Origin of the sequence: Ectothiorhodospira variabilis, assembly GCF_022227625.1 — a bacterium.
Taxonomy (GTDB): domain Bacteria; phylum Pseudomonadota; class Gammaproteobacteria; order Ectothiorhodospirales; family Ectothiorhodospiraceae; genus Ectothiorhodospira; species Ectothiorhodospira haloalkaliphila.
In genome coordinates, this window is the sequence record NZ_JAJNAO010000001.1 from 1 (window position 1) to 13,103 (window position 13,103).

The following is a 13,103-nucleotide window of genomic DNA, read 5'->3' on the forward strand; positions in this document are numbered from 1 at the left end:
GCAGCTTGATGCCCACGGTCCGTCCACGCACGCCCAGCGCCTGCAGATCAGCAGCCACCCGTTCGCAAAGTGCCACCAGGATCCCGGTGAGTTCGGCACGGTCGTGTCTCGGGTGCAGGTCACGCTCGAAGGTGGTCTCGCGACTGACCGACTTGCGTTCGGCCTCCGTGACCACCGGCCGGTCGTCACGCCCGTGCGCGGCATCGTGCAGCCAGGCGGCATATCGGGGCCCGAAGTGTTCCTGCAAAAGCCCGAGTTCTGCCCGGGCGAGATCACCGATGGTATGAATGTCCAGACGTGCCAACCGCTCTGTGGACTTGGGTCCGATCCCGTTGATCTTGCTGGCCTTCAACGGCCATATCCGTTCCTTCAGATCCGCCGGACCCACGCGCGTGAGACCGTCCGGCTTGTCGAACTCCGAAGCCATCTTCGCCAGCAGCTTGTTGGGCGCGATGCCAATCGAACAGGACAAGCCCGTCGCCGCACGCACCGCCTCCTTGATCCGGCGGGCGATCGGCTCAGGGTCGCTGACGTGGGTGGTCAGGTCGATGTAGATCTCGTCGATCCCGCGGTCCTCGATCCTCGGTGCAAGGGAGGCAACCGCCGTCTTGAAGCGCATCGAGTAGTGCCGGTAGGCCGTGAAATCAGCGGGTAGCAGAACCGCATCCGGCACAAGGCGGGCGGCGGTCATCAGGCCCATGCCGGAGTGCACACCCCGGGCGCGCGCCTCGTAGGTCGCGGTGGTCACCACGCCTCGCCCACGGTAATCACGCAGATGGGTGAACTGAAGGACACCATCGTCGCCGGCCATCGGGGCCGTGACGCGCCGCCCGCCGACCACGAGGGGCCGCCCCCGCAGTTGCGGATAACGCAGCAGTTCCACGGACGCGTAAAACGCATCCATGTCGAGATGGGCAATGCAGCGGCTGCCGTCCATGCGGCATTGTCCATGAATCCGATAACTCGTGCACAGCACCAAGGATACCGGGCTGCTGATCGTTACCCTCGCCCTGTCCGTTGGCTGCGTCGGACGTCTTCCCGTCAGGTAACACCAGGGCGTCTCGTCGGCCCAGCGCTACCCGGAGCGGAAACCGGCCAACAGATACCGCTCCTGAAGCGCATTCTCAATCGCACCCGTTCGGACCGCTCGTACCCTGGCCATGGCGTCATCCGGGGCATACCCGCGTTCGATCAGTAACCGGGCGGCCACCGTGCCGGCACGCCCCAGGCCGCCCTTGCAGTGAATCAGCAACTTCCCGCCATGATCCAGCAGCGCGTGCATTGATGGGGACACACCCTGCCAGCGCTGCTCCCACCCCGGATCCGGCACCGACATGTCCGGGATGGGCAGGTGATGCCAGGTCATGCCCAAGGCACGTACCACGTCGCCCAGGCCCTGCACGGACAACTCGGCAAATTCGTGATCCTCGATGAGCGTGATGACCGCTGACGCGCCCCACATCTGGATGGACTTGAGATCTAGCTGAAGATCCCGCTTCCACCGGCCCGTCATCGCATCCTGCTGATGCTTTCCAGGACAGAAGGTGATCCCGATCTGGCCACCTCCAACTCGTCCTCCGCCACAAAGCCCGGCAGTTCCTGCCAGGATGCGGTACATAGTCGCTCCTTGCTCCACCCCTCCAACGCAGCCAGCAACAAGCCACTGAACGCCCGGCAGGCATCCAGGCACTCTGGGGCTCCGTGGGTGGTTTTGGAACTGGCCACGGCGGCCGCCATGGCGCGGATGGAATGACGGCGATAGGCCAGGGGCACGGGGCCGAGCCGCATCAAGGATCCGTTGCCTGCGCTGCTTCTGGCCGTCGAGCCGCTGATGGGGTTCTGGCTGTGCAAGTAAGCAGAGAGGGCTTCCGTCACTGTGTTGCCGATATCGAAACAGGCACCGGTGCTACTGAGATAGCCATCGCGCCACCAGCGGCAATAGCGCTCCATCTGGTCCCGAGCATCGAATCCACCGCGCGCCACCAGACTTTGCGCCAGACACAAAGCCATGGAGGTGTCATCGGTCCACTGCCCCGGCTCAAGCTGAAAAGGCCCACCTCCCACCATGTCGCTGATCGGCTCAAAGCTGCCCGGTGAAGCGAATTCCAGCGTCGTGCCCAGGGCGTCGCCGGCTGCGAGGCCAAGCAGCACGCCTCGGTAACGTGATTTCAGGCTGGGGGATACATGTGAACTCATCAGACCCTCCCGTGTGGCAGTTGCCGCTCACGATCATCCTGCATCATTTGGCTTGACTCTCCTGAGTTCATTCACCTCGCCTGAAGCAGAGCCGCAGCAATACAAGGTCCCGACTGCCGTCGACCGTCAAGCATTCACATCCGGTGACCCACCTTCGTGAACGCGATGGCTCATCCTGCACCACATGGTTCATTGGGAATCTCACGGATTCTGGCAGAACGTAGCGCGGGCAAATCGCTGCTCCGCACCCTCCCCTGCGAAAACAGAGGCTTTAACCCATTGAACCCACGAAACTTTCCCCGACCACCATGTGCAGCCAGCAGTAGCCGAAATTGCCGCGACTCATGTAATACTGGATTTTTGGCACATTTCGCGAAACACTGTGCACAGACCCGGCGCACTCCTTTCTCAATCAAAGCATCCCCGATTCAGGAGCTCTTGCCGACTCCTGCCGGCACGTATTGACGGCCTGGGTAAGCCCTGAAATACCCCCCCCCCTGACTGATGCCAAATCGAAAAACCGCACCAAGCACCCTTCAAGCCGCAATTTCCGAATACGGAAAACCATCCAATCTACGGTGGGCAGAGGAGATCGATAGGGCCCTCGAACTGAAAGAAGGATTCAAGGGCCTGTTCAACGTGGTGGACGCACTCTTGCCGGCGCTGGACGAGCTCGACCGCAGTTCGCTCGCTCCGGAGAGGTATGCGGGATGGAAGGAAACCCTATCCGAGGCCAACACCATTGCTCATACACAGAAATGGACCAGGCTGGCGCACAGTGTCCGGGCGGGCAATCCACTTGGCGGCTCATTCACAAAGCACCCCATCCCCAGCTTGCTATTACAGCCACCAGCTGACATTTCCGGAGGGCAGGCCAAAGCGATACTGCAACTGGCCATCGATAGCATCCTCGCTGATCCCGCGCCCTTAGATCATAAGATAGCTACAGATTTACGAAGGGCAATCTCCCCAAATCCCGCATACCTATCTTTTTTACAAAGTCTACCAACATATCAGGGTACCCGCGCATCACTTGACGATCTACGCGACTACCTAACAGGCCTAAACCCAAAGACCATACCTGCTCCAGGTAACTCCGTAATACTGGCAGTCTGTAGCCTTCAGAAAATCTCTCCAAGCAACTCCAAAACCGCGGGAGAATCTGAGCACCCCCCCGAGCCGAAGAAAAAGCCATTACCCCCGGGCCGCCCCCGCCTCCAGCTCAAGCTACCTGACTTCACACCCTCTCCACCTAAGGGCCAGGTTGGCATTTACACCCATCCGGTCGACAAAGACGCCCCCGGTGAGCCGCCCGGCACCGACCTCATCCATGAGCAAGAACCGGAAAGTGAACCGGACGCCGAGACACCCACGACTGGCGACCTGGATGCGGACGCTCGTGAATCACGCAGATGGACTACTGCACACCAGGCCATCGTGCCAAACACCTATGCGCGACTCACGCCGATTGAACGCCGGCATTTCGTGCAAGAGATCAAGTCTCGGCTGGCTTCGGACAATGCGGCGCAACAACGTACTGCTGGGCTCATTGCGCTGATGTATCTGCTCGGGAGGGATCTGGACAGTGTCCTGAGTATCTCTTGCGGCTCCCTTGGCGAGTTAACGCGCGAAGGCCTTTACCGACGCGAAATCCGCCTGCCCGCTGACGGCTATTCGCCACCGGGACATCTGCAATACACCATGACCCCAAGGTCCGAAATACTGGAACTTGAACTGCCGTCTCAAATGGCATCCTGGGCGTCCAAGCACATCGGTACTGAGAAAGGCTCGCTCACCAAGCACCTAGGAATTCACACGGATCAAGCCAAAGACGAGGTCAAGTCTGCCATGGATGACATTCGCCAGAACACACTGTTCCAGCGCATCCGGCAAGAGCGCATCTCGGCCGCCCTGAATGTGGAACTGGCCGTGTCCTTCCATGACCCAGTCATTACCCACCACTTGTGCGGTACACCTGCACAGGCACCCCCGGTCCTTTCCTACTATATCTCACATGACATCCAGCGAATCCGCCACGCCTATCGCCTGGTGAGTCAGCGTCTGATCGACGAACCATCATCGCCGCCATACTCAATCAAGGCCATGGCCTCTATACAGGGCGGAGCAGATTCAGTTACAGGCCACTACCCATCACTGGAATCGCGACAACGCCTCGCCAAGGGGGCCAGCGCTGATCTTCGCCAACTGCTTGATGCGCGCGACGGCTTGATTGAGCGACACAATGCTTTCGTGGACCACTGCCTGGCCCTGCTCTTCAGAGCCACCGGCCACAGAGCGGTTCGTGACCCCTTCCCCAGCCTGCGTCAAATCGACATGGAGCGGGGACTTCTGCTCGTTCAGGACAAGGTCGTAACCGAATCGAGGCAATGGCGTCTCGTCGCGCTTGCGCCGCTTGCCTGCGAACAGCTTCACCACTACCTCACTTACCTCAAAGCCTTGACAAACCGGATCAAAGACGACTCCAGAACGCGTCTCCCCCAATGGATCAAGGATGTGCCCGCAATCCTTGCAGGCCGAGACACGCCAACCCCACTTTTCTTCTATCTATCTCCTGAGCTTGAGTGCCAGAGCGTCACACCCGGAACCCTGGACAAGAGGTGGTATCGCCATTGGCCACTCCCTACACGGCTGATCCGGCACGTTCTCGCCACGGAGCTCTACCAATCCTGTCATAGCGCCGATCTCGTGCAGATTCAGCTTGGGCATACCGAAGGTCTGAACCATCCCCTTGGAGCGACGTCCACCCGCAGCGCTCTCGACCAACTCGCTGAGATCGCCCAGCATGTCCAGCGCACCTTGGTGGCTGAAGGCTGGTCAGCCATCAAGCCGCCACTGCGCTATACGGGGAATCGTCCCCCCATACGGCCAAAGGCGGGAGGCGGCAAGAATAGCGACATTCACAACGCCCACCATCGTCGTGCACGCATCCGCAAGGAGAGGCTCAGCAAAATCGCATCCAGACTGCGCGACATGGTGGAGAAATTTCGAAATGGACTTCACAGCTGGGAGAAGGTTGACGCCGAAGAATTCAAAGCACTCACCCAGGAAATCCTGAACGACGCCAAAGCGCAAGGATACTCCCCCAACCATGCGCTGCGCATGCTGCATCGGCTCGTTCGCACCCAGCCGGGTGGGAACGGAATGCTCAGAAGGGCCACACACGTCCGAGTTCTCGAACCCGATCCCTCACCCTTCCACGCCGACACACTATATCACTACGCTGCGGCACTTAAACTACGAGACCAATTTCTATCTTATCTCGATACCCAGGGTAAAACCAGAAGAGAGTTTGATGTTGACATACGGATTGCCGAGATCATCATGTCGGCAACCCTGTTCTCTGGAATCTCCGATCCTGCGCTCCTGGGGCACATACCATCAGCCCTATTCAATCGACTATACCGCTACGGGGAACAACTGTTCATTGATCTTCCGTGGATAACCGGAGAGTCCGATGGGCCAGTTTATCGATGGTTTCCCGACCCGGTCAGTCGCTCCCTGATCATTGGCATGACAGGTCATGCTCCTGATCCACCCGAGTGGATCGCGGACCCCAAACAAACCTCGGAGCATGCACAAACACTTCTATTTTCTCTAACTGGTCAAAAAAGGATCAACTTTTCCCTGCTCCTTCGATATGCTCAAGCTGCGGGCACAATCGAGCTACCAGGTTACATTTACGCAGCATTGTGTGGAGACGTGAAAAGTATCTCTTTACCCTTAAGAGCCTGGTACCGTATTTTAAGTGACCTCCCACTTTCCCTACCTGAACAAGCCCGGGAATCAGAGGATGCAATCCTCGAACGCTTGCTGTTTGATATCCGGCAATGTAATCCAGGAGTCGCTAAAGGTGAAAGATCCCTTTTCAAAAAGCAACTCACCCTTCACTTCAACAAGACCCAGGCCTTACCTATTGCCGGAAATTCACGCCCGAACCGAAAACGCAAGAGCACTCTTGCTCGTGCCCTCGAAAACGAGCTGATGACACGGCCACACAAGTGGTCACAGTTACCTTCACTGATAGCGACATGGGGCATCGCCCTTTGCCGGTCGGGTACTCCCTCCAAACGTAATCTAGCGTTCTCGACTATTCGCAAATACGTTCCGCTGGTCTCTGATGCACTATTACGACCCAGCATCACCACGGACTTTCTGAACCTGACTGACGTCGCTTATGAAGAATATTATTCATCTATCTTATACTCCAAACCTGCCCCCATGAGGCCAATGCTGTATGGTCGATTACAGGCATTTCACGACTTTCTCGTCAATCAGTATCAGATTGAGGAACCAGACTGGACGGCTATCCGTAACGCCGCGGGAGCACAGATTCAGCCGCAGCTGTCTGACGCCAACTACCTGACAGATAAGGAGTATTTACACATACTCGACACACTCATCACGGCTTCTGACCTATCGACACGTGCACGCATTCGCTGCGCGTGGCTAGTTTTTTTGGGTTTTCGCTTCGGCGTTCGATTTGGTGAGGCCTGGCGATTACAGTATCGCGAAGTTCAGTATGATGCCACAACCAGCGAGATGTGCATCTGGATTCGTAACAGTGCTCAAGGAGAAGTAAAGACGGTTGCTGGTTCACGGGTGATTCCCCTTCTGGAATCGCTTACCGAGACCGAGATCAGCATCTTGAAGGATATCCTGCAGTATGGTGAACAAGGCTTTACTAACAATCCGCTATTCCCACTCATGTCCGAGACCACCACTCATTGCACTCTTGACAATCATCACATCATTGTCAAGCACATCCATGTCGCGATGAGGTCGATCACAGGTGATCCAAATATCCGGTTCCACCACCTGAGGCACAGCTGGGCCACGCGCCTCTTCGCGTACACACATTTCAGGGACATGGGCCACGAAATCGGGGAGGCGGTACCGTTCATTCCGAAGCAAGCCACGTTGCAGGCTACACAAGAATACTTCGGATCTCACGATAATGACCGCCACCTCAAAAGCATCAGCACCGCAATGGGTCATGCGACTGAAATTACGTCATTGACCAGCTACGGCCACTCGCTGGATACCATTGCAGCATCCATCGCTCAACGTCGCGCACCAACGTTATCGGATCATGCCATGGCTTACACCACTGGCACTGTGCACGCCACGGTACGTTCACGTCGTCGCCGGAGTCGCGACAACCTGAGCCTGGCAATGAACTGCCACGCTGACGCAAGAATTAATCTGCCACCGGTGGAAACCATGGAGACCAGAGATGACGTTAAGGTCTCGTTCCAAAGCGACTCGCGCGACTCAATTACACTGCCCGAAATTGACCTACTGCTTTGCCTGTATGGATCATCCAACCTGGGAGTAGATGTTCTAGCCAAAATGCTTCATATCACTTCTGGCATGACCCAGCGTATTATCACCAAAGCCACCAACACTGAAAGAGCCTCTGGTTTTGATAAATATAACTTAACCACCACACTCAGGGACCCCTTGATTCAGTCAGCCATGGCTGATTCTTCATTAAGCAACGGGTACTTGTCGACACTTGAAACCAAGCGATCAAGAAATTACCTGCGCGACCTGACAACATGGCTCGAAGAATTACCTTTCACTGATATGCAAACATTGAGGCAGGGTCTCGACGCGTGGAGTCGCTCTTATACGCCGGACGACCATGCGTTAATTGTCACATCCGTTCAGGATGCCCGATGCCTAGTGCAATACTACGAACTTCTCCCGGACACTTTGGCTGGTAGTTTCCGATTACCCACCGATTACGAGATATCAGCAGCCTTACTTAATGATCTCCGGGAACTCGGCTGGCCCATCGAGGGACCTCACGCGAAGGTTCGACGGGCACGGGCGAAGTCATCTAGGCTGAGACGTGCACGCGTAGAACTTCGGCTCACACAGATCGCGCCACAACTGAAGACCATGGCAACGGTTCACCGTGTGAGTTATCTGCTCTCGGTTTTTTTGCAAATCACCGGCGCGGAGCTTGACACGAGCGACAATTATGGAATAACGTCAAAACCTGCACAGTGATTGTGCTTCGTTTCAAGTTTTTTATCTTGAAATATTGCGGTGTTGTAGGGACGCAACACTGGAGTGGCCCAATAGAAAACATGGGTCGGCGTTGACGGCTTCACTAAAATGTCCGCTATTACGTGTGTGATCGGCACGATGCTGATACAGCGAAACCAACTGGGTGGCTAGCCACCCATCATGTCGTAAACGTGGCAGCTTTCTGTGGCTCCGATTATCGGCGCCTGGCTGTGTGTTTGCGCCGTTCAAGTTCGCACGTAGTTTCGCACGTATTGGAATAATTTTAGAGGGAGTCTAAGATGCCAAATTTTAGCCGGACAAAATTAGCGAGTTTTTTTATAGCACACGCGGAGCCAATCGATCGCTGCATTGAATGGCCTTTTCATCGATCAAAGGAGCGTGAGGACGAATTCAAAAGTTTAGCAAAAGGAATCGAGTCACTGACCTCCCGTGCGCTGAAGAAGCAAGGCATCCAACAGGACGTCGAGTTGACATGGAAAAACGCAGTAGAAGAAGAACAGCGCGTCACCAGAACTCTGCAGTTGATTTACGACCCAGATGTCGTCGGCCCTGAACAGATTGAAGATCTAAAGTGGCTGGTGGACAGCACACTGACTCAGCTCGTTGACACAATGAATCAGGCACATGCAATTCTTGGAGTGGACGCAAGCACCGCGGAACTGGTAAAAGGAGAGACCTTTCGGATCGATAAATCAAAAAATGCCATCATCATGCCTTTGGGGCCTCTGACGATTCTGAAAGCGATAAGAAAAGCTCAGAGTAAAAAGATTGGGGTCGAGCTCAGTGATGGTGAAAAATGTGAACTGGATGTTCCACCAATTCACCCACCGGTGGAAGAGCCGGATAAAACATTTCAGCTGGTTGGCGCGCTGGTTAACGGTTTGCGCGATACCTCAATGTGCGTCAGCATCAAACCGGCGGGTAATAAAGCGGAACTAAAGCTGGCATTTTCGCCAGAGCATCGTCAACTGCTGATTCAGTCACAAGCTTCGTTTACTCCTATATCTGTCCGGTACATACCGATCATATCTTACGCAGATGGCAGGAAAAAGCCGATTGGCGGGTCGATCTTGGATGTACAAGTTGACCCGCGCCACGGAGACCAGACCACGCTCTCTTTCGGCCAGAACTGAGTCAAGTCGCAGGTGAGCATCCTCAGTTAAGACATGAAAGCCGCTCACGAAACGATGAAGTACACGATCCCCTTCCCTTCTCCCCGAGCGGGAGAAGGGCGTGTTCGTAGCTGAAGCTTTTCCTCTCGCGCCCAAAGCACCGCCGGCCTCCCGCTCCAAGATCCGGCCCCTGTCACAGATACAGCACGGCGCATCGCGGCTAGCAATGATTGAGCGTGCCTTTCACAATTACGTTTCACGAAGGCATTCCCCATGATGTACCAAGCTGTATACGCGGTTCCGCATCGCCCAGTGCTTTTTGCCCCAGCCGCCCGCAGGATTCCTGAGCTGCCCATGGAGGTCGGCATCGGCGGACATACGATCGGCGATCGAAAGAAGGTTCGACTCAAGCATAGCAGGCTCACGTAGCCCAACCCAAGCCGGCACACCCCTTTTCGCAGAAAGCAAATGCGTCAGCGCTAGCATTTCTTGTTCAGGGAAACGCGATGCAAGCTGCGCGTACGCTGCTGAAAGCCACTGGACAATCGTTATATCATGCCCGATCAGCATGCCCCGGTCGGTCATAACCCAGCTCGAGTGCGCGTAGCACTCATACTCTTCCGCCTTTCCAGCGTCATGCAGCAATGCAGCGGCAACGGTAAGATTTTCGTTCGCATGCTGCCATTCTGCCGCACACAAGCGAAGGACCGTCTCACTGACCTCCACGGTGTGTGTGAGTAAGCCGTGTCGGACCGAGTGGTGATGTCTAATTGAAGCGGGCGCATGACAGAACTTGTAAAGGCGGCTGTCATCCCAAAAAATAGCATTGATCAGATGCTGGTAATGCGTTGGCAGCCTCTCCACCATCCATGACATCTGATTGCAGGAGCCCTCGGGGACTTTCCAAGTTGGCGGAATCGTCCGGAAAATAGACACGTTATGTTCGGGCCGCGCAAGCACGGAAAGTCCGCTGATTTCGAACCTTCCGTCTTCGTCAGGATTCTGTGAGATCTGATACGGTCGAACAAGTACATTCTCGCGCAGGTCAGCATACCTCCCCGATTTGGACCAGAACACCGGGATGCAGTGGCAATCGTAATACAATGTGCCCGTGTAGTGATTTTTTTTCCCGTCATGATAGGACTGAAGATCATACAGCCGATAGATTTGCGACACACGTGTGAGCGAGTGCTTGGGATGAGCAGTTATTATCTCTGTATGCCCAGTGCTCTCAGCATCCGGATTATATTGCTTTAATTCATCCATTTTTCACCTCTCTCTCATTCCTCATCTTCGGCACTCTTGTACCACCCGATAGATCACTCTTTTCCGGCCAATGCTTGGTCAGCAGTGATCCCAGATCTTGCGGCTGGTACAACCTGATCAAGCGATTGAGCGCCTCGGTCTGCGCCTCCAGCTGTTGCGCTAGTTCCTGGACAGTTTCCCTCAGCTCTTGAAGTTCTCTTTCGAGATCGCCCGTAGCCTTCACCGAAGGCGCGGGAAACAATTCCCGAATTCTGGCCTCACTCACGTAACGGCGGTTGTCGCCACCCTTGTGGTACGACAGGCGCCCCCGCTGCATCAGGCGATAGAGCGTCTTCACGCTACATCCCGCCTGTGCGGCAGCTTGCTGCAATGTCAGCGAGGCCGGGACAGGGGGAGTCTCTACCTGTCCCATACCAATGTCCTTCGCTGTCCCGGGACATCCCGGGACAATCGAGTGCCCTCTTCCTGAAAGTCCGCGTACCGTGTTGCACCGTGCATTCCATGCAGCCGGGACACTGTCCCGTCGTGTCCGGGACTGCCCCGGGACACGGTCATAACCTGTCCGGGACACTCCGGGACCACTGCACGGTCATCGGGTGACAAAGGGATCAGAGTGTTCATACCAACCCATCCCAACGACACATCCGCCGATGCAGTTGATCTGCCAGTTGCGGCATGCAGCCGTTGACCGCCTCACGCTGGATACGGTGAACCTCCCGCGACACCCAGGTCCGCAATGCCTCACTGTTGGAGGTCTCCGATCCATCTCCCAGTACCCCCACCAGATGATCTCCAGCAGGGATTCGGAAGGCGGATTCCAGGCATGCCGCCAAGTGCTCGATCTGATGGCTATCCGGGTGTTTCTGTGGGAACGGATCCACCCGTCTCCGCCCGGCGTTTGCGCTACCGGTCATCCGACACCTCCTCGGGCAACTCAGGTGCAGACGGGGTGTGTTCGCCATCAGCCGTTGCCCCCTGTGCATGGCCAAAGCTGGAACGCAGCAGTCGCTCCATGGCCGAGCCATCCTGGCGGGTCAGATTGGGCACATACCGCGAATACACCCGAAACAGCATCTCGGTGGTCGTGTGGCCCATCTGCCTGGCGATCCATTCCGGACTCTCGCCGGCCGCCAGCCAGAGGGTTGCTGCGGTATGGCGGGTTTGATAAGGGCGCCGCCGGCGCAAGCCCAGGTGCCTGAGCAGGGGATGCCACACGCGGTAGGTCACGTTATTCGGGTTCAGGGGTGCGCCATCCCGGGAACAGAAAACGAAGGGATGCTCCCCGGTGACCTTGTGCTGCTCGCGCAGTGCGTTGCACACCATCTCCGACAGATCCACCGTCCGGAAGGACCCATCGTTCTTGGTGTAGACCAGCTCACCTTTCACCCAGGCGTTGCGCACCAGGATCTGACGCCTCTCGAAGTCCACGCATTGCCATTGCAGGCCATGGACCTCGCTGGTTCGCAGGCCGGTGAAGAAACGCACGATGAAATACGCGCGATAATCCGGCCGCACCGTGTCGATGATCGCCTTCACCTCTTCCAGCGTGAACGGCTCGACGTCGGTGCGGGGCACCTTCAGCGACTTGATCCCGTGATAGGGAGAGGTAAACTCGTACCGGTTGGCCGCCTCATTGAGGATCATGCGCAATGGCGTCATGATGTGGTTGATGCGCGTCGCCGACAGACTCTCTTCTTTCCGGCCGGAGACTTTGGCGAGTGTCGACCGGAAACTGAGGATGTCTGCCTTCTTGATGCGGCCAACCTGCTGCTCTCCGAAGTGGGGCAGCAGGTACTTGTCCAGGGTGAGGCGCACCGTGTCGATGTGCGTCTTGCGCCACTGGACCCGCATCTCATCAAACCAGGTCTGGGAAAATTCCGAGAACAGCGGCGTTTCCAGCGCCTCGCCCGTGGCGGCCTGCTTCTCCCTGAACTTCTCGGCGTTCGAACTCCCCGGGAAATAACTGGCGTAGTCGAAGGTGCCCAGGGTGATCTCCGCCTCGATGCGCTCCAGAATCAGCCTGACCTTCTTGCGGTTCGCCGGCGTGTCGTCCAGGGCCGTCTGCTCCCTGCAACGCTCCCCCCGAAAGCGGAAGTCCATGAACAGCTTCCCCGTCTGGGGACGCACCCTGACGCTACCCATTGCACACCTTCCCGTTGGCCATCGGCAGCGACATCCCGCTGCTGCGTGAGTGCTTGACCATGTCCCGCTCGATGGTCTCCCAGACATAGAGCGTCTTGCGACCGCCGAAAGGCCGCACGTAATGCACGCCCTCCAGCAGCACCGAGTCCTTCAGCCGCTCCCTGATGGTGCGGGGGTCATACTTGATGCGTTCGGCCAGCTCGGCCGTGGTGAGGTATTCCTGTGACATCGCAGCTCTCCTATTGGTAAGATAAGCGCCTAGAGAGCAAGAAGCCCACGAGAGGGGTCTTTTTGATCTCCTGGAGAGCAATATAGCGCCGAATAGAGCCC

Annotated in this window: 9 protein-coding genes and 1 pseudogene; 2 read left to right on the top strand and 8 right to left on the bottom strand. The window is 56.7% G+C overall.

The features are described 5' to 3' along the window. From LPW30_RS00005 to LPW30_RS00015, 3 genes and pseudogenes are all read right to left on the bottom strand, one after another. Positions 1-937 (bottom strand): DNA polymerase Y family protein (locus LPW30_RS00005; RefSeq protein WP_239679761.1); only part of this gene is annotated, 937 nt, incomplete at its 3' end. Between the two features lie 138 nt (positions 938-1,075). Then, positions 1,076-1,618, bottom strand: coding sequence for a cyclin-dependent kinase inhibitor 3 family protein (locus tag LPW30_RS00010; protein ID WP_239679762.1), 543 nt, complete (start codon positions 1,616-1,618; stop codon positions 1,076-1,078). Then, positions 1,567-2,196, bottom strand: a pseudogene (locus LPW30_RS00015) (ADP-ribosylglycohydrolase family protein); the annotation flags it as partial. The pseudogene LPW30_RS00015 and the gene LPW30_RS00010, both read right to left, overlap by 52 nt. A gap of 504 nt (positions 2,197-2,700) precedes the next feature. Between LPW30_RS00015 and LPW30_RS00020 the strand changes: the two are divergent. Then, the gene (locus tag LPW30_RS00020) at positions 2,701-8,232 is read left to right on the top strand and encodes a site-specific integrase (RefSeq protein ID WP_239679763.1); all 5,532 of its coding nucleotides are present in this window, start codon (positions 2,701-2,703) and stop codon (positions 8,230-8,232) included. Positions 8,233-8,531: 299 nt separating this feature from the next. Further along, positions 8,532-9,386, top strand: coding sequence for a hypothetical protein (locus tag LPW30_RS00025; RefSeq protein WP_239679764.1), 855 nt, complete (start codon positions 8,532-8,534; stop codon positions 9,384-9,386). A 228-nt stretch (positions 9,387-9,614) separates the two neighbouring features. On the opposite strand, the gene LPW30_RS00030 is transcribed toward LPW30_RS00025, so the two are convergent. The 5 genes from LPW30_RS00030 to LPW30_RS00050 form a co-directional block, all read right to left on the bottom strand. Next, entirely contained in the window at positions 9,615-10,631 is a 1,017-nt protein-coding gene (locus tag LPW30_RS00030; protein ID WP_239679765.1) for an HD domain-containing protein, read from the bottom strand. Beyond that, a complete protein-coding gene (locus tag LPW30_RS00035) occupies positions 10,624-11,043 on the bottom strand; it encodes a helix-turn-helix domain-containing protein (RefSeq protein WP_274521592.1) in 420 nt (139 codons plus the stop codon). Before LPW30_RS00035 ends, LPW30_RS00030 begins: the two co-directional genes overlap by 8 nt. Before the next feature lie 205 nt (positions 11,044-11,248). Next, a complete protein-coding gene (locus LPW30_RS00040) occupies positions 11,249-11,545 on the bottom strand; it encodes a hypothetical protein (RefSeq protein ID WP_239679767.1) in 297 nt (98 codons plus the stop codon). Then, positions 11,535-12,773, bottom strand: a complete 1,239-nt coding sequence (locus LPW30_RS00045) for an Arm DNA-binding domain-containing protein (protein ID WP_239679768.1) — start codon at positions 12,771-12,773, stop codon at positions 11,535-11,537. Before LPW30_RS00045 ends, LPW30_RS00040 begins: the two co-directional genes overlap by 11 nt. Continuing rightward, on the bottom strand, positions 12,766-13,002 hold the full coding sequence (locus tag LPW30_RS00050) for a hypothetical protein (RefSeq protein ID WP_239679769.1): 237 nt from the start codon (positions 13,000-13,002) through the stop codon (positions 12,766-12,768). Before LPW30_RS00050 ends, LPW30_RS00045 begins: the two co-directional genes overlap by 8 nt. Positions 13,003-13,103: the final 101 nt, after the last annotated feature.